The sequence below is a fragment of the Qipengyuania pacifica genome, assembly GCF_019857205.1.
Lineage (GTDB): Bacteria > Pseudomonadota > Alphaproteobacteria > Sphingomonadales > Sphingomonadaceae > Qipengyuania > Qipengyuania pacifica.
The window spans coordinates 73140-90495 of sequence record NZ_JAHWXO010000002.1 but is presented as its reverse complement, the minus strand read 5'-3'; the positions used below and the strand labels follow the sequence as shown (position 1 = coordinate 90495).

General features: G+C 62.7%; 18 protein-coding genes. 6 read left to right on the top strand and 12 right to left on the bottom strand.

What is annotated here, in order from left to right; genetic code table 11:
• Positions 1 to 158: 158 nt before the first annotated feature.
• Positions 159 to 956, bottom strand: coding sequence for a LysR family transcriptional regulator (locus KYK83_RS03535; protein ID WP_103023177.1), 798 nt, complete (start codon positions 954 to 956; stop codon positions 159 to 161).
• Positions 957 to 1088: 132 nt separating this feature from the next.
• On the opposite strand from KYK83_RS03535, the gene KYK83_RS03530 reads away from it, so the two are divergent.
• The gene (locus tag KYK83_RS03530; protein WP_222827219.1) at positions 1089 to 3254 is read left to right on the top strand and encodes an RNA degradosome polyphosphate kinase; all 2166 of its coding nucleotides are present in this window, start codon (positions 1089 to 1091) and stop codon (positions 3252 to 3254) included.
• Positions 3251 to 4777, top strand: a complete 1527-nt coding sequence (locus tag KYK83_RS03525; protein WP_222827218.1) for a Ppx/GppA family phosphatase — start codon at positions 3251 to 3253, stop codon at positions 4775 to 4777. Before KYK83_RS03530 ends, KYK83_RS03525 begins: the two co-directional genes overlap by 4 nt.
• Positions 4778 to 4780: 3 nt before the next feature.
• Here the strand turns inward: KYK83_RS03525 and apaG are convergent, their stop codons facing one another.
• Positions 4781 to 5179, bottom strand: coding sequence for a Co2+/Mg2+ efflux protein ApaG (gene apaG / locus KYK83_RS03520; protein ID WP_103023442.1), 399 nt, complete (start codon positions 5177 to 5179; stop codon positions 4781 to 4783).
• A gap of 506 nt (positions 5180 to 5685) precedes the next feature.
• Here apaG and KYK83_RS03515 point away from each other — a divergent pair.
• Complete coding sequence (locus tag KYK83_RS03515) at positions 5686 to 6099, top strand: DUF6628 family protein (protein WP_222827217.1); 414 nt, start codon at positions 5686 to 5688, stop codon at positions 6097 to 6099.
• Here the strand turns inward: KYK83_RS03515 and KYK83_RS03510 are convergent.
• Together KYK83_RS03510 and KYK83_RS03505 are read right to left on the bottom strand one after the other, a co-directional pair.
• Positions 6096 to 7301: a trans-sulfuration enzyme family protein gene (locus KYK83_RS03510; RefSeq protein WP_221597635.1), complete on the bottom strand. Its 1206-nt coding sequence runs from the start codon at positions 7299 to 7301 to the stop codon at positions 6096 to 6098. The two genes, KYK83_RS03515 and KYK83_RS03510, sit on opposite strands and share 4 nt — an antisense overlap.
• Positions 7302 to 7342: 41 nt before the next feature.
• A complete protein-coding gene (locus tag KYK83_RS03505) occupies positions 7343 to 7867 on the bottom strand; it encodes a TetR/AcrR family transcriptional regulator (RefSeq protein WP_222827216.1) in 525 nt (174 codons plus the stop codon).
• A gap of 87 nt (positions 7868 to 7954) precedes the next feature.
• On the opposite strand from KYK83_RS03505, the gene KYK83_RS03500 reads away from it, so the two are divergent.
• Positions 7955 to 8341: a hypothetical protein gene (locus KYK83_RS03500; RefSeq protein WP_222827215.1), complete on the top strand. Its 387-nt coding sequence runs from the start codon at positions 7955 to 7957 to the stop codon at positions 8339 to 8341.
• A gap of 43 nt (positions 8342 to 8384) precedes the next feature.
• Positions 8385 to 9656: a phospholipid carrier-dependent glycosyltransferase gene (locus KYK83_RS03495; protein WP_222827214.1), complete on the top strand. Its 1272-nt coding sequence runs from the start codon at positions 8385 to 8387 to the stop codon at positions 9654 to 9656.
• A 22-nt stretch (positions 9657 to 9678) separates the two neighbouring features.
• Here the strand turns inward: KYK83_RS03495 and KYK83_RS03490 are convergent, their stop codons facing one another.
• From KYK83_RS03490 to KYK83_RS03460, 7 genes are all read right to left on the bottom strand, one after another.
• The gene (locus tag KYK83_RS03490; RefSeq protein ID WP_248284244.1) at positions 9679 to 10815 is read right to left on the bottom strand and encodes a glycosyltransferase family 2 protein; all 1137 of its coding nucleotides are present in this window, start codon (positions 10813 to 10815) and stop codon (positions 9679 to 9681) included.
• Between the two features lie 32 nt (positions 10816 to 10847).
• Positions 10848 to 11915: a 3-isopropylmalate dehydrogenase gene (leuB, locus tag KYK83_RS03485; RefSeq protein WP_222827213.1), complete on the bottom strand. Its 1068-nt coding sequence runs from the start codon at positions 11913 to 11915 to the stop codon at positions 10848 to 10850.
• Positions 11912 to 12511 (bottom strand): DNA repair protein RecO, encoded by a 600-nt coding sequence (gene recO / locus KYK83_RS03480; protein ID WP_222827212.1) that lies wholly within the window; start codon positions 12509 to 12511, stop codon positions 11912 to 11914. Before recO ends, leuB begins: the two co-directional genes overlap by 4 nt.
• Before the next feature lie 26 nt (positions 12512 to 12537).
• Positions 12538 to 12786, bottom strand: coding sequence for a hypothetical protein (locus KYK83_RS03475; protein ID WP_222827211.1), 249 nt, complete (start codon positions 12784 to 12786; stop codon positions 12538 to 12540).
• Positions 12787 to 12846: 60 nt separating this feature from the next.
• The gene (locus tag KYK83_RS03470; RefSeq protein WP_103023165.1) at positions 12847 to 13095 is read right to left on the bottom strand and encodes an accessory factor UbiK family protein; all 249 of its coding nucleotides are present in this window, start codon (positions 13093 to 13095) and stop codon (positions 12847 to 12849) included.
• A gap of 31 nt (positions 13096 to 13126) precedes the next feature.
• Positions 13127 to 13681, bottom strand: coding sequence for a TspO/MBR family protein (locus tag KYK83_RS03465; RefSeq protein ID WP_103023164.1), 555 nt, complete (start codon positions 13679 to 13681; stop codon positions 13127 to 13129).
• A gap of 109 nt (positions 13682 to 13790) precedes the next feature.
• Complete coding sequence (locus KYK83_RS03460; protein ID WP_222827210.1) at positions 13791 to 14810, bottom strand: NAD-dependent epimerase/dehydratase family protein; 1020 nt, start codon at positions 14808 to 14810, stop codon at positions 13791 to 13793.
• Between the two features lie 67 nt (positions 14811 to 14877).
• On the opposite strand from KYK83_RS03460, the gene KYK83_RS03455 reads away from it, so the two are divergent.
• Entirely contained in the window at positions 14878 to 15975 is a 1098-nt protein-coding gene (locus KYK83_RS03455; RefSeq protein ID WP_222827209.1) for an NAD(P)/FAD-dependent oxidoreductase, read from the top strand.
• On the opposite strand, the gene gorA is transcribed toward KYK83_RS03455, so the two are convergent.
• On the bottom strand, positions 15972 to 17324 hold the full coding sequence (gorA, locus tag KYK83_RS03450) for a glutathione-disulfide reductase (RefSeq protein ID WP_103023441.1): 1353 nt from the start codon (positions 17322 to 17324) through the stop codon (positions 15972 to 15974). The genes KYK83_RS03455 and gorA overlap by 4 nt on opposite strands.
• Between the last annotated feature and the right edge of the window lie 32 nt (positions 17325 to 17356).

Below are 17356 nucleotides of genomic sequence, written 5' to 3'. Positions count from 1 at the left end.
TAGGCTTAAAATTCGAAACAATGACGAATAGTCAAAAGAGAAATAAATATCTTTTGAATATCGCAGCGCGGGAAAAGAGTTCAAAGTCCAGCCAAGAAAAAATATGATTTTTTCATGCGCATCCGCAAGAAAATCTATTCAAATTTGGGAACCCTTTTCTATTCCGAAAGGAAAGAAACCAGCGATCTGACCTTTTTAGTACGCCATTGCGGGGTTGGCGCAACTAACCAGTACGCGCGCGTCCCGGTATGGGGGCCGTCCAGCACCTCCAGCCTGCCGGCATCGATCGATTCCTTTGCCAGCAGTTCCGGCAGGATCGCCTTGCCCAACCCGGCCAAGGCCGACGACAGCGCCTGTCCGGCATTGGAGACGGTGACATGCGCAGCGACACCGTCCTGCAGCGGCAGGCCCCAGTCGATCCACTTGTCCGGCGCCCCGCCGTGTTCGGCCGGACGCGCAACGGTAACGCGGCGAGCCTCGTCCAGTTCGATCCCCTGCAGGTCGCCCGGCCCGTCGACCAGCCGGATGGCGCAATCGAGATTGGCTTCGGTGAAATCGGCATTCTCGTCCGCCACGAAGGTGAAGCGGATATCGGCATCCCCCTCCCCGAACTTTGCCAGCCGCGGTGCGAGCCACTGTGCATAGAATTCGCGCGGGCAGGCTATCGTGTAACTGTCCGAAGCCTGGCCCGCCTGCATGGCGGACACGCTTTCTTCGAACTTCAGAAACCCTTCGCGCAGCGCGTCCAGACCGGCCGCGCCTTCCTGCGTCAGTTCCAGCCCCTTGCTGGTGCGGCGAAACAGCACGGTGCCCAGGTGATCCTCTAGCGCGCGGATCTGCTGGCCGACCGCGGCCGGGGTGACCGCCAGTTCGTCGGCAGCGCGTGTGAACGACAGGTGCCGCGCCGCGGCATCGTAAACGCGCAGGGCGTTCAGGGGCAGATGGGTGCGCTTCATGGTGCGTTGCGCCTTAAATGCGACCGGCGCAGGAAACAAGATGCAGAGAAAGGGCCTTTTCTTTCCCTGCCATCAGGGCACAGTGTAATTCAACCGTCATATTGGAAGCCCATGCCCCCGCCTCGTAGCCCGATGAGTACGGAATTCCCTTCCCGCGTAGCGGCCAATGACGCCGAAGCGCTTGCGCAGCTTGCGCCCGAGGATCGCTATACCAATCGCGAACTGAGCTGGCTGTCCTTCAATCGCCGTGTCCTGGCCGAAAGCGAGAACGAGCGGTATCCGCTGCTGGAGCGGCTGCGCTTCCTGTCCATCTCGGCGAGCAACCTCGACGAGTTTACGATGGTCCGGATCGCCGGGCTGGAGGGGCAGGTGCAGCGCGGCATCGAAACCCTGGGCATAGACGGGTCGAGCCCGCGCCAGCAACTTGCCGCGATCCGCGAACAATTGCTCGCTCTGGAAGATCGCCAGCAGGCAAGTCTGGAAACGCTGCGCGATCTGCTTTCGCACGAAGGCATCCTGCTGGCATCGATCGACGATCTGTCGAAAGACTGCAAGAATTGGCTGGCGCGCTATTTCGAAAGCGACATCCTGCCGCTGATCACCCCGCAGGCGATCGACCCCAGCCACCCTTTTCCCTTCGTGGCGAACAGGGGCATCGGGGTGATCTTCCGTCTCAAGCGCGGGAAGCGGCAGGCCGATCTGATCGAGATGGTGCTGATCCCCAGCGGCGCACCGCGCTTCGTTCGCGTCCCCGGCGATGAAGCGATCTACGTGGGCATCGAACAGCTGGTTACGCGTTTTGCCGACCAGCTTTTCCCGGGCTTCAAGGTGCTGGGCGACGGCATTTTCCGTGTCCTGCGCGACAGCGACATCGAGGTCGAAGAAGAAGCCGAAGACCTCGTCCGCTATTTCCGCACCGCCATCCAGCGACGGCGGCGAGGTCGGACGGTGCTGCTGGAACTGGACGACGATTGCGACGAGGTATCCGAGGCGCTGCTGCGCGATCAACTCGATGTCGAAGAGGCGATGATCGTCAAGACGAACGGGATGCTTGGCCTGGCCGATCTTGGCACCATCTGCGGCGAGCCACGCCCGGATCTGAAGTTCGAACCCTTCAGTCCGCGCTATCCCGAACGCATTCTCGAACATGACGGCGATTGCTTCGCCGCCATCCGCGAGAAGGACATCGTCATCCACCATCCCTTCGAAAGCTTCGATGTGGTGGTTGATTTCCTGCATCAGGCTGCGGTCGATCCCGCCGTGGTGTCCATAAAACAGACGCTGTATCGCGCGGGCGATCAGTCCCCGGTCATCGCGGCTCTGATCGAAGCTGCCCAGAACGGTAAGGCAGTGACGGCCGTGGTCGAACTCAAGGCCCGGTTCGATGAAGAGCGCAACATTCACTGGGCTAGCGAGCTCGAGCGTGCCGGCGTGCAGGTGATCTACGGATTTACCGACTGGAAAACGCACGCCAAGGTCAGCCTCGTCGTCAGGCGCGAAGAAGACGGCTATCGCACCTATTGCCACTTCGGCACCGGCAATTATCACCCGGTGAACGCGAAGATCTATACCGATCTCAGCTTCTTTACGGCCGATGCGACGCTTGGGCGCGACGCGGCGAAGATGTTCAATTTCATCACTGGCTATATCGAGCCCGACCAGCTGGAACGCATATCGCTGTCGCCGATCGGCCTTCAGGAACATCTTTACGAACTGATCGATGCCGAGATTGCCAATGCCAAGGCGGGCAAGCCTGCGGGCATCTGGGTGAAGCTCAATTCGATTACCAACCGCGCGATTATCGACAAGCTTTACGAGGCCAGCCGCGCCGGAGTGGAAATCCGCATGGTGGTTCGCGGCATCTGCTCGCTCAGGGCCGGCCTTCCCGGCATTTCCGAGAATATCAGCGTGAAGTCGGTCATCGGCCGCTTCCTCGAACATTCGCGCGTATGGGCCTTTGCCAATGGCAAGACGCTGCCCAGCCGCCAAGCGAAAGTCTATCTCACCAGTGCCGACGCGATGAGCCGCAATCTGGAACATCGCGTGGAAGTCATGGTCCCGATCACCAACAAGACCGTCCACGACCAGGTGCTTGGGCAAGTCATGCTGGCGAATATCCTGGATACCGAACAAAGCTGGAGGCTGGACCCGGATGGCCAGTACCGGCGCATGCGGACCGATGATGGCGGGTTCAACTGCCATCAGTACTTCATGTCCAATCCATCGCTGTCGGGCCGCGGGGCAGCCCTGACCGATCACGAAGTCCCTCGCCTGACCCTTGGAGGGGCAGAGACATGAACAAATCCCGTTCGGCCAAATGGCAACGCCGCCTCATCCAGCCGCCGCGCGCGGTGATCGACATCGGTTCGAATACGGTGCGCATGGTCATCTACGAAGGGACCGGGCGTGCGCCCGAAGTGGTCTGGAACGAGAAAGTCGCTGCGCGCCTTGGCCGCGACCTTTCCAATAGCGGACGGATCCCGCAGGAAGCATGGGACGAGGCGCTCGCTGCTCTCGCGCGCTATTCGCTCATCATTTCCGATCTCGGCGTGGAAGATGTGCAGACCGTTGCAACCGCAGCGGCCCGCGATGCGGAAAATGGCGGGGAATTCCTGCAAGCCGTCGCGAAACTCGGGCTGACACCACGCCTTCTGTCGGGCGAGGAAGAGGCATGCGCCTCGGCCATGGGCGCTCTGGGCGCCTTTCCCGGTGCGAAGGGTGTCGTCGCCGATCTCGGCGGGGGCAGCCTCGAACTGGTTTCGATCGCCGACAATGATTGTCGCGAAGCGTCGAGCCTGAGGCTGGGCACCCTTCGCCTGCCCGCGCTTCGCGCGGAAGGCCCGGAAGCATTCGAAAGCGCAGTGCACGAACAGCTCGCATCGGTCGGCTGGGCCGCTGCCCACACCGGCCCGATGTATATGGTCGGCGGCACATGGCGCGCGCTTGCGGCTTACGCCATGCGATACATCGATTACCCGCTGACCGATCCGCATGGCTTTTCACTGCTGCCCGACGATGCCCGCAGGCTGGCGAAGGAACTCGTCGCGGCCGATCCGGAAAAGCTGATCGACATCTCCGGCATCAGCCCGATGCGCGCCAATTATCTGCCCGATGCCGCGGCCCTGCTCTGCCCGCTGCTGGACGAGATCCGTCCGGACGAACTGGTGTTCTCGTCCTGGGGCCTGCGCGAAGGTTTGCTCTATTCACGGCTCGAACCCGGGCAGATGCAGGCCGACCCGCTTCTGGCGGGTGTGACAGCCTATGCCGCTCCTCGCGATGCATCGATCACCGAAGCGACTTTACTAGCGGCCTGGACAGTCGATCTCGCCGACGGCGATGGAACGCTGAACGAACGTCTGCGCCTGGCCGCAGCGCAATTGTCCGGCGCACTGCAGCGGGTGGAACCCAATCTGCGCGACAGCCATGCGATCGAATGGTCGCTGGGCAAGCGCTGGATCGATTTGGATGCAAGGGGCCGCGCAATGATCTGCGCCGCGCTGTTCGGCAGCATGGGCCGCACCGAGTTGCCCGAAAGGCTGCGCGTCCTCGCCAGTGACGACGACTTGCGCGAGGGTGTAACCTGGGGGCTGGGTTTCCGCCTCGCACGCCGATTGGGGGGTGGCAGCAGGATGTCGCTCACCACCAGCGCTCTGAAACGCAAGAAGAAGAGCCTGGTCCTGCGTCTGGACGAAAGCCGCGCCGCTCTCGCAATCTATCCCGCGACGCGCGATTTCGAAATCCTGGCCGAATGGCTGGACCTCAAGCCGAAGATAAAAATTGGAAGCTTCGCGGTTTCCGAACTGAGCGAAGAGGAAGAATGAACTTCAGTTTGCGGTGGCAGGCGCCGCGAGCGGAAAGAACGGGATGCGCACTTCCATCGGCGACCCGTCTTCCGCGTGGAATGTATAGAACCCTTCCATCGAGCCATGCGGCGTATCCAGTGGGCAACCCGATACATAATCGTGGCTCTGACCAGGCATGAGAACGGGCTTTTCACCGACCACGCCTTCCCCGTCGACATGGCTGACCATGCCCGCCCCATCGGTTATCCGCCAGTGACGGGTGATTAGCTGGACGCGCTCGTGCGAACCGTTTTCGATACGGATGTGATAGACCCAGAACCATTTCCCGGCCTCTGGGCGGGATTGTTCGGGCAGGAAGTTCACCGCGACCCGAACGGTTATCCCGTCGGTCATTGCGGCATGCTGGAAAAGCTCCTTGATCACATGGCCAACCTAATGCCCTGATCCCCTTGTGCAAGTATGTGCGCAGGAATTTCCCCGATACACGCGGCTCCGAGGGCCTTTGAAAGGTTAATTCCGCTTTACCGTGACTCGTGACAGTCTCCTAAGAGGCGGGCTCTAGACATGCCCCCGACAGCGGTTTCGGGCGAGCCCGGACTGCGGCAATCGGGGGATTGAACATGATCATCGCCTTCTTCGGGCAACTGGCCCGCGACCACTGCGGAGATTCGTTCGTCAATCTGGCGCTCATCGCGCCGATTGCGGGAATGGCCCTGCTGGTACTCTGACCGACGTCTCTTCTACTATCTCTCGGCAGCGATCCATGCATATCGCGTGAGTTACGCCGCAGACGGTGAACGCGGCGCCAACTTTCAAAGCTTCCACCCCCTACAACGCCCTTTTGGAACCGCCTGAACAGGAAAACCTCGAACTCGTCACTTGCGAATGATTATCATTCGCATACTATGGGCCGCGAAGGAGATCGCATGGCCCATCCGCATGATTCGACCGCTCTCGAGCTTCCCCTCCCCGCACGACGGCATCAGACCTTGGGGCTCGTCATACTGCGAAGAATGGCAGGTCACGGTCTGCATGATGCACGGGCGACCATGCTAGCCCTCGACGCCGGCGGCACCGATTTCCGCAGGCTTCTGGTGCTGGCACGGGCGCTGATTGTCGATCTGGCCCGGACTTCGCAGCGCCGCATCCTCCTTGCCCCCTGCTGTGCAGCGGGGATGACGCGCGACGAAGGGCTGCTGATGGCACTCGTCAGCGGCGCCGGACTGGACGTCCATGGCGTGCTCACCGACGATTCCTCCTGTCCGGTCGCCATGACGACTGCCCATGCTCTGGGCGAGGAACTGGAGCGGATCGCCACCCGCAATCGCTGGCGACGCTAGAGCCCCGCTGTCGCCAGGGCGCGGTCGAGGTCTTCCTTGATATCCTCGACATCTTCCAGCCCGACATTGATGCGCAGCAGTCCTTCGGTCACGCCCATCTCGTCGCGTGCTTCCTGGCTCATGCCGGCGTGGGTGGTGCTCGCGGGATGGCACATGAGGCTGCGCGCATCCCCGATATTGTTCGAAATATCAACCAGTTCCAGCGCGTCGAGCAGGGCGAAGGCTGTGGCCCGATCGCCCACGTCCAGCGCGAAGATGGGCCCGGTGGCGACCATCTGCGCCTGCGCCAGTTCATGGCGTGGGTGGCTTGGCAGCCCCGGGTGCAGGATCTTGGGTACGCGGCTTTCCACGAACTTGCCCAGTTCCACTGCATTCTCGCTCTGCCTGCGCGCGCGCAGGTCGAGCGTTTCCAGCCCCTTGTGCACGACCCAGGCATTGAAGGGTGAAATGTTCGGGCCGGTATTTCGCTGGAACGGCAGCAGCACCTCGTCGATCCACTCCTGCGATCCGCATACGGCACCCGCCAGCACCCTGCCTTGGCCATCCATCAGCTTTGTCGCGCTATAGGCAACCACATCCGCGCCGAATTCCATCGGTTTCTGAAGTGCGCTGGTGGCAAAGGCATTGTCGACGACGGTGGTAATGCCATGCGCGCGCGCAACCCCGCAGACATGCGCCAGATCGACCACGTCGAGCGTCGGGTTCGCCGGCGTTTCGAAGAAGAAGACCTTCGTGTTCGGCCGGATCGCAGCTTCCCATGCATCATCGTCCGCACTGTCGACGACGGTTGTCTCGATCCCGAAGCGCGGCAACAGGTGATCGAGCAGCCAGCGGCACGAACCGAAGGCGGCCCGCGCGCCGACCACGTGGTCGCCAGCGGAAACCTGGCACAAGAGCGCAGTCGTCATCGCGGCCATGCCGCTCGCCTGCGCACGGCAGGCCTCGGCCCCTTCCATCAGCGCGATACGCTCCTCCAGCATCGCGACGGTCGGGTTCTGGAGGCGTGAATAGGTCATTCCAGCCGCTTCGCCGGCAAAGCGATCGGCGACGGTCTGCGCATCGTCATAGGTATAGCCGCTGGTGAGGAACAGTGCCTCGCTGGTCTCGCCCTGCTCGCTACGCCACGTGCCGCCGCGCACGGCCTGCGTCGCGGGGCGCCATTTGGAGGTGACGGAACGGTCCATGCCAGTAGTCTTTTTCATAGCGCGGCGAGATAGCACGGAGGCCCCGCCCCGCAAGCAGATTAGGATTCCAGCGCGGCAAGCCCCGCTTCACCGATATCGCCGCGCCCGATGGTCCGCAGCATCATGGCCCCTTCGATTACCGCGAGCACCGCTCGTGCACCGGCAACGGGATTGGGGTCTTCGGTCGGCAGATGCGTCTCGATCCATTCCAGCAGCCTGTCGCCCATCGCTCCGGCGCTGGCGAGATAGTGGGCATTGCCGTCCGCGCATCCTGCAACGATGTCCCACCACACCCGCATGAAAGGGGCAAAGTCCGGTTGAGCCGTGGTTCTAAGAACCGCCTCGGCGAGCGAACGCCGCGACGTTGCTGCCCCATCGGGAAAAGCCGCGTCGAGCGTAGCGGCATACATGCTGGCCAGATATTCCAGCAGCGCGGCCACCAGTTCCTCCTTGCTGCCGAAATGATAGAGCAGCATCCGGTCGCTCGTTCCCGCCGCCTTCGCCAGCGGGCGTAGCGAGACATCGGCAAGGCCGTTCTCCAGCACATATCCTGCCATCATGGGCAGAAGGGTTTCGCGGGACATGCGGGTGGGCGCCATTCCCAACTTGTAGCGAGCGCTACGAATCGCTACAAGTGTAGCAGTCGCTACATACATTCGGGAGATGCTGCCATGACGTCCTATGAACTCCTCGCTGCAGGCGGCGCGGTCGCCATCCTGCTTGTCATCGTCCATGTGCTGACCAATCGCGAAGCGACGGGCAGCGCCCTGCTGGCCGCAGTGCTGTCGGCCGCCTTCTTTGGCTACACCGCGATCACCGTCTTCAAGGAAGGCGTGGTGCTCGTCTGGACCAACCACACGACCAACCTGTGGGGCGTACAGGTATGGTGGGACCTGCTGTTCGCGACCGGGACCGCGCTGTTCTTCGTCGTTCCCCGCGCCCGCGCAGCAGGAATGAACATCGTGCCATGGGTGATCTTCACCGCCCTCACCGCCAGCATCGGCCTGCTGGCCATGGTCGCACGCCTGTTCTGGCTGGAGAAACGCACAACCCACTGATCCCGCTTGATGCGCACGCGCGGCTTTTCTAAGCCAGCAGGCGATGAGCCGCGCGCCAGAGCAACCCAAGGACCCGATCCGCTGGTGCGCCGCCCTGGCGCTCGCCTTCCTGCTGGGCTGCCTGCCGTTCCTGACCGTCGTCACCCATCCCTATTTCGACGAGGTCCATTACCTGCCCGCCGCGCGCGAGTTTCTGACGCTGGGCACATTCATCAATCGCGAACATCCACTGGTCGGCAAGGAACTGATCGCGCTCGGCATCGCCCTGTTCGGCGACAATCCCTGGGGCTGGCGCCTGCTTCCGACCCTGTTCGGAACGCTGGCCCTGTTCGCCGCCATGCGCGCGCTGTGGTTCGGCACGCAAAGCCGCTTCGCAACGCTTTCCTACGGCGTTCTGGTGGCAACCGGGTTCCACCTCTTCATCCATGCCCGCATCGCGATGCTGGACATTTTCTACCTGACCTTTCTGTGCGTCGCCGCGTGGCAGTTCGCCGGGGCGATCCGGCAGCCGGAACAGGGGCGCTGGCGGCTGGCGCTGACGGGCATCGCACTGGGCCTTGCCATGGGAGCCAAATGGAATGCGATCACGGTGGCCATGCTGCCGGGTCTGGTGTTCTTCTTTGCCCGCGCAGCAGCGGGACGCCGCCGCCTCTTCCTCAGCCGCCGCGGCGCGCCCGTTCCCGGCACGACGCTGGTCGAAGCCGCGCTATGGCTCGGCGTGGTTCCGCTGGCGGTCTACGCCGCCAGCTTCCTGCCGGCCTTCTTCTTTCGTGAAAACCCCATCACCGAAGGGCTGGTCTTCCACCACCAGTTCATGCTCATGCAGCAGGAAAACGTGCTCAAGCCGCACCCCTATCAGTCGACTTGGGAACAATGGGTGCTGAATGCCCGCGCGATCTGGTATCTCTACGAACCGGTCGACGGGGTGCAGCGCGGCATCATGCTGATCGGCAATCCGCTGACCATGATTCTCGGCCTCCCGGCCCTGGCATGGTGTGCCTGGCATGGCGTGGTGCGCCGCTACTGGGCTGCCCTCGGCGCGGTGGTCGTCTACAGTGTCAGCCTGGCTTTCTGGATCTTCGCCAACAAGCCGGTGCAGTTCTATTACCACTACAGCCTGCCCAGCATGGCCCTGCTCGCCGCACTGGCGCTGGCCTGCGATGCGTTATGGCGCAATGGCTGGCGCAAATCCGCGCTTGCGCCCGTATTCGGCAGCGTGCTGATGTTCGCCTGGTTCTACCCGATAATCAGCGCCGCACCGCTCGCCGGGCCCGACAGTTTCAAGGTCTGGACCTGGCTCGCAAGCTGGCGCTAGCGCGTCTTTCAGCTTTCGCGGGTCAGTACCGTCCCCAGACGAAGCGGCTGGACAGGGCATAATTCCAGACCGAACCGATGCCGATGCCGACCAGCGCGGCCACGACGGTCGGCAACCCGCGATCGTGCAGCGTCGTTGCCACGGCCACATTGGCGAAGGCGCCGATGGAACAGGCGGCGATGAAGCTGACCCAGCCCCAGAAGACCTTGTTCGCTTCTTTCAGGCGCCGGTCGCGATAGGTGAGGAAGTTGTTGAGCCAGAAATTGAACGTCATCGCGCCGAAGGTCGCGACCGCCTGGCTCCAGCTGAAATTCGCGCCGCCCACCAGCATGAAGGCATAGAGGATCGCCATGTGGACGCCCACGCCGATGACACCGACCGTGCCGAACAGCGCAAAGCGCGTCGGAATGACCCGGCCGAAGCTCTTGTCGTAAAGACCGGCCAGGAAATCGAGGGCGATCGCCCGGTCGAGCTTGCTTTCGCCGGAACGGCGGGCGGAGAAATTCATCGGGAAGTCCTTCACCTTGAGCGGTGTTTCGGAAGTGGCGAGCAGGTCGAGCAGGATCTTGAAACCGATCCCCGAAAGGCCCGGCACCAGCTCGCGCGCCGTGGCGCTGCGCAACAGGAAAAATCCGCTCATCGGGTCGGACAAATCGACCCCGGTCAATTTGCGGGCAAGTGTGTTGGCGACGCTCGAAAGCTTTTCGCGGTCGGGCCGGTTCCATTCGGCCATGCTCGCGCCTTCGGCAAAGCGACTGGCCACGGCGACATCGGCCTCGCCCGATTTCACGGCTGTCAGCATCTCGACCAGCAATTTGGGATCGTGCTGATGATCGGCGTCCATCACCGCCACATAGGGCGCAGCGGTGGCGCAGAAACCTTCGATCGCGGCGCTCGACAGGCCGCGGCGACCGATCCGCTGGATGACCCGTACGCGCGGATCGGACAGGGAAAGGCGGCGCGCCTCGTCACTGGTGCCGTCGGCGGAATTGTCGTCCACGATCAGGACTTCCCAGCCGGACCGGCCCAGCGCGCCTTCGATCCGCTCCACCAGCGGGGCAAGATTGTCCCGCTCGTTGAGAGTGGGAAGAATTATCGCCAGCTCGAGAGCGGTGGCTGCGGAGGTGGAGGCCATGGAAGGCTGCGTTTCCGGGTTCATGTCCATTGCTTCACCCGCTTATGCCGCAATCCTCAAGATATGGTTAGCAGCTTGCTAACAATGGCATCGCCAATTTGGCCGGTTGTGGCATTGCCGCCCAGATCTCCGCCGAATACTCCGTCGGCAAGGATACCCTCCACCGCGCGCTCCACGCGTACCGCTTCGTCCTCCCGGCCGAGCGAATGGCGCAGCAGCATGGCAAGGCTCAGCACGGCGGCAACCGGATTGGCCTTGCCCTGCCCGGCAATATCGGGCGCGCTGCCGTGGATCGGCTCGTAAAGGCCGAACGTGCCATGTTCGGTCTGGCGCTCGCCCAGGCTGGCGCTGGCCAGCAGTCCGATCGATCCGACACAGGCACTGGCCTGATCGGAAAGAATATCGCCGAACAGATTGCCGGTAACGATCGTGTCGAACTGCCCGGGGGCCTTCACCATCTGCATCGCAGCATTGTCGACATACATGTGATCCAGCGTGACCTCGGGATAATCCTTGGCGACGTCGATCACCGTTTCGCGCCAGATACGGCTGGTTTCCAGCACATTGGCCTTGTCCACGCTGGTCAGCCTCTTGCCCCGTCCCATCGCTGCCCGGAAGGCGGTGTGCGCGATGCGGCGCACTTCGGCTTCGTTATAGGACATGGCGTCCCACCCTTCGCGGCCGCCGGCGCTCGCCCGCTCGCCCTTGTCGCCGAAATACACGTCACCGTTTAGTTCGCGCACCACCAGCACATCGATGCTGCGCGCAATCTCAGGCTTGAGCGACGACAGGTGCTCAAGCCCCGGAAAACCGGCCGCCGGGCGCAGATTGGCAAACAGGCCCAGCTCGCTGCGCAAACCCAGAATGGCTTGCTCGGGGCGCAGGTGGCGCGGCAGATCGTCGCACGAAAAATCGCCGACGGCTCCGAACAGAACGGCATCGGCCGCCCGCGCCATCTCCAGCGTTTCGTCGGGCAGGGGCTGGCCGTGGCGGCGATAGGCGACGGCACCCACATCGCCTTCGAACAGGGTCAGCCCGGGAAGGGAAAGTTCGTCCAGCACGCGCAACGCCTGTGCCGTTACTTCCGGCCCGATCCCGTCACCTGCAAATACCGCAATTTTCATTCTACCATCCGTGCCAGTCGCTGCCGCAAGAGTTGTCGTGCAGCTAGGACGTCGGTGCGGGTATCGGCAAGCAGGTAGCGTGCGATAAGGGGCTCCTGCCGGTCGAGAATTTCCAAAGCCTGCCCAAGGTTCGCTATCGCCGGGCGTTCTCCGCCATAGCCGAGTTCGCGCAGCATCAGCGCTTCGTACACGGCCAGCGCTTCTACCCACTGCCGCGCCGCCTGCGCCGAACAGATCGCATCGAGCAATCCGCCCAGCGCATCGTAGAGCGCGGGATAGGCATTGCGTTCGGGCAGCACGCTGGCCGTCAGCGCGGTGACCCAGGCGATGGCGGCGGCGGGCAGCGGCTCGCTCAGCCATGGCCCGCGGCTCGTTACCAGTTCCAGCCGGGCGAACGGCAACTGGCTGTCCGACTTTGCACGAATATCCGCCTGCACCAGATTGCCCGGAATAACGACGGGGCGCAGTTGCCGCCCCCGTCCCCCTGCGACATAGGCGGCAACCAGGCCGCTCTCCTCGGTCAGCATCCGTGCGATCACCGCCGTTTCCCCATGCGGGCGGGCTGCGACCAGAATGGCGGGTGCGGTGAGGTGCATGGCCCCCGCCTTAAGCTAACGGATGCTCAAGTCGAGACTTGCTGGCGCAGCGCTTCCTTCGATGCAGCCACGGCCAGACCCTTGCCGCGCCCCATGCTCCAGTTGGCCTGCATGCGAATGTCCGGATTGGGAGCGCACCAGATCTCGCCCGTATCGTCGATGGCGGTGACCCAGATCAGATTATGCTCCTGGCCGTAATCGATCACGGCCAGAGCGTAGCCGTCACCTTTCCCTAGAACGTGCAAGGGTATCGGGGGATTGAGCTGGGTAAACATGTGCAGCCCCTTTCAGGAACTGCAACACCCTGAATTGGCAGCGGGTTCCCGCGGCCCTCGTCAGCTTCCGATACGGGCTTCGAGCGCGGTTACGCGGGCCTTGAGATCCTCGGCCTCTTCGCGTGCCTTGCTGGCCATGGTCTTGACCGCGTCGAATTCCTCGCGGCTGACGAAGTCCATGCCGCCGAAGGTTTCCTTGGCGCGTTCACGCGCAGCGTCGCGCGCTTCGCGGCCCATGCCGGCAAGGGTTCCGGCCGCCGAATTGGCGAGTTTGACGAAATCGGCGATCATCGGGTTCTGGCTTTGCATGGCTGCTATCTAGGCGCAGACCCCGCCCGTATCAATTGCCGATGCGCACGCGTTCGACCGCGCCATTGGCATCGCCGCCATCGGCATCCGGATTGAGCTGGAGGAACTGATAGTTCAGCACGCTCGCGAACAGGACCCAGGCCAGGTACGGCAGTAGCAGCGCCCCCGCCAGCTTGCGCACGCGCCAGAACAGCGCGATCACCGCCAGCAGGGTCAGCACGATCAGCGCCAGGACGATCAGCCCGCCGGTGATCTGCTGCGCGCCGAAAAAGACATAGCTCCACGACAGGTTGAGCAGGAAATGGATGGCGAAAACCCACAGCGCGGTGCTGCGTCCCCGGGCGCCCCAGGCCGATGCGACTACCGCCACGGCGAGCCCGATCATGATGTAGAGAATGGTCCACACGATGCCGAACCACTTGGGTTCTGGGAAAATGCCGGGCTTCTCCAGAGCAGCGAACCATGCCGTGTCCGGGCTGCCCAATCGTCCCGCCAGAAATCCAAGCAACACGCAAAGTGGCACGGTGAAGAGCGCCCACCGAATGAAACTTGCGCGCAGCTGCCCGCGCGACGCCAGCATGTTCATCCACTTACCCCGTCAACGATTCGTTTCATGCGCTTTCTGGCGAGACACCGCGCAGGTGGCAATGCAGCATGGCAATTCCGTCCCATGCCGGTGCGGGCCGATCACGGGGTCAAACCTTGACTATTCCCTTGGCGACCAGGCTGCGGATGGTGGCTTCCAGCGTTTCTTCCGCCGGTATCAAACGCATGCCCAGCACGTCCTCGGTATGCTTGCCGGATACATCGCGCACATTGCCCAGTTCGCTCTTGATCTGCTTCATTTCGTCCAGAAACAGCGCCAGCACGCGCACCAGCCAGTTCGGCATCGGGCGGCTTGGTACCTTGCCCGCATGCTCGGGCACGCGCTGGCGGATGATGTCGGCCATCTCGCTTATCCAGAGGAACTTCTCGCTCGTCGGAAAGCGCTCGCCGCGGACCTTTTCCGCAGGCGCCGCGATTGCGCGGACATGCGCTTCCGCCACATCGCGCACATCGGTCACGCAGATACCCATGTTCGGGATCAGCGGGATCGATCCATCGATCAGCTTCTTCACGATTTCCACGCTGGTCGACATGTCATCGTCGTGGACCGGGCCGAAAACGGCGACCGGATTGATCGAGCAGAAAATCAGGTCCGGCGCGTGGATGGCCACCCAGTCGCGCGCCGCGCGTTCAGCCACCGTCTTGCTCTCGATATAGGGCGGGACCCCTGCGGTAAGATCCGTCCAGTCGAGATGGGTGAAATGATCCTTGTCCGGCTGCCCATAGGCGATCGCCGCTGCACTGCTGGTCTGAACGAACCTTTGGGCACCTGCCGCAGTGGCGAATTCGAGTGCGCGGAGCGTGCCCTCGCGAGCGGGAATGATCAGTTCGTCCTTGTTCTTCGGTACCCGCAGGGGAAACGGCGAGGCGACATGGGCAACCGCGCTGCAACCCGCATTCGCCTCCGCCCAGCCCTCGTCGCTCAGCAGGTCGGCCTGAAACACTTTCAGGCGCTCGCCAGCGCCACCCCACCGGCTGCGCAATTTCGGTTCGCTCTTCGCCTTGTTCCTGACCGTCGTGTGGACGGTGTAGTCCCTCGCCAGCAACCGATCGATCACTTCTCCGCCGATATAGCCTGTGCCGCCCGTCACAAGTACCGTAGCTGTCATCTGCGTCCCCCGTCGTTATGCACGCAAAGAGGCTAGGCGGATTGGTTTCGAGGAGCAACGAGGCACCATGCTGCAGATCGATTATCTCGTCATCGGCGCCGGGATTGCCGGCCTGTCGGTTGCATCCCGGCTGGCAAGGCACGGCAGAACCGTCGTGTGCGAAGCGGAAGCGGCTCCGGGCGTCCATGCTTCGGGACGTAGTGCCGCCTTCGCCCATTTCGACATGGACAGCGCCCTGGTCCGGGCCCTGACGGCGGCCAGCATCCCCTCGCTCGAAGAACCGAACGCTCGGCGCCATTCGGCACTGTTCGTCGCTCTCGAACAGCAGGATCATACGCTTGATCGACTTGCATATCACTATAGTGAATGGTCCTCGCACGCGCGGCGCCTCTCCGTATCCGAGGCGCGCGAACTGGTCCCGGTTTTGCGCGAGGACCGCATCTGCGGCGCTCTGCTCGACGAAAACGGCCGCAAACTCGATGCACACTCCATGCTCGAAACGCATCGTAAAGCCTTGATTCAAAACGGGGGCTCGATCAATTGCGGCTCTCCGGTCACCACCATGCGGCACGATGGCACACGCTGGATCGTCGATACGCCGGGCATCAGCTACGCTGCAAAAACGGTCGTCAACGCCGCCGGGGCCTGGGTCGACGAGATTGCCGGACTAGCGCAGGTCAAACCCATCGGCATCCGCCCGCTACGCCGTACGGTCATCACGTTCGACGTCCCGATCGATGTCTCCGCATGGCCCTTCACCAAAACGGTCGGCCCGGGTTTTTACATCGAACCCGAAGGCGCCGGACGCCTCCTCGCCTGCCCCATGGACGAAGGCACAAGCGCCCCCTGCGATGCCCAGCCTGAGGAAGAAGACGTCGCCCGCGCCGCCTGGGAAGTCGAGCAGGCGACCACCCTCACGATCCCCCGCTTGGCGAGCAAATGGGCGGGTCTGCGCAGCTTTACGCCCGACCGCTTGCCCATCGCCAGCTTCGACAGCCACGCGCCGGATTTCTTCTGGCTCGCCGGCCAGGGCGGCTTCGGATTGCAGACTTCCCCCGCCATGGCCCTGGCTGCAGAGGCACTGGTCACCCGCAGCGCATGGCCCGCCGAATTGCGCGCCGTGAACGTCAGGCCCGAAGACCTGTCGCTCATGCGGCTGAACTAGCGCATCAGGACCAGTTCTTCCGCCATTGTCGGATGGATCGCGGTCGTGGCATCGAAATCCGCCTTGGTCAGACCGGCCTTCACCGCAATCGCCGCCGCCTGCATCATCTCCGGAGCTTCGGGTGCGATCATGTGAATGCCCACGATCTTGCCGCTGTCGCCGTCGCAGATCATCTTCATAAGGCTACGCTCGTTACGCCCAGCGAGGACGTTCTTCATCGGCCGGAAGTCGGACAGATAGACTTTCACGCTGCCGAGTTTGTTCTTCGCTTCGCCTTCGGTCATGCCGACCGCGGCGATGGGCGGATGGCTGAAAACCGCGCTCGGGATGCAGCCGTGGTCCACGGCAACCGGGTCCCCCTTCCCGAAGACGCTGTCGGCAAAAGCCTGGCCTTCGCGAATGGCGACAGGTGTCAGCTGCACGCGATCCGTCACGTCGCCCACCGCGTAGATGTGATCCACATTGGTCTTGCTGAACCGGTCGACTTTGACCTCGCCCTTGTCGCCAATCTCTACACCGGCAGTTTCAAGACCGAGCCCTTCGGTATTCGGAATGCGGCCGACTGCAAACATGACGAGATCGGCCTTCTCCTCGTCGCAATCGGACATCTTCACGAAATAACCGCCGTCGTCGCACGGCTTGATATATTCGAAAGTGGTGTTGAAGCGGAACTTGATGCCCTTCATCGTCGAAATCTGCAGGAGCCGGTCGCGAACCGCTTCGTCATAGCTGCGCAGCAGCTTGTCGCCGCGATTGACGATGTGAACATCGCAGCCGAACTCGTTGAAGATACCGGCAAATTCATTGGCGATGTATCCGCCGCCTGCGATGATGATCTTCTTCGGCAGTTCATCGAGATGGAACGCCTCGTTCGAACTGATCGCGTGTTCCGCACCCTGGCACTCCGGCATCCGCGGGCGGGCACCGGTAGCGATGAGGATGTGCTTGGCGGTGACCTTGGTCCCGCTGGCCAGCGTGATTTCGTGAGGTCCGGTTATCTCGGCACGCTCGTGATAGATGGAAACGTCGTTATTCTCCAGCGTCTCGGTATAGGCGCCTTCGAGGCGGTCGACGTCGTTCAAGACATTGTCGCGCAGTGTTACCCAGTCGAACTTGGCATTTTCGGTAGACCAGCCGAAATTGCGCGCGTCTTTCAGATCCTCGGCGAAATGCGCGCCGTAGATCAGCATCTTCTTGGGAACACACCCGCGGATGACACAGGTACCGCCGACCCGATGTTCTTCAGCGATTGCGACCTTCGCTCCGTGGGCAGCCGCGACCCGGCTGGCGCGTACGCCCCCAGACCCCGCGCCGATTGTGAAAAGATCGAAATCGTACTTGTCGGACATGCGGGGCTCCTCGTTGCGCAGGCCCGCGATAT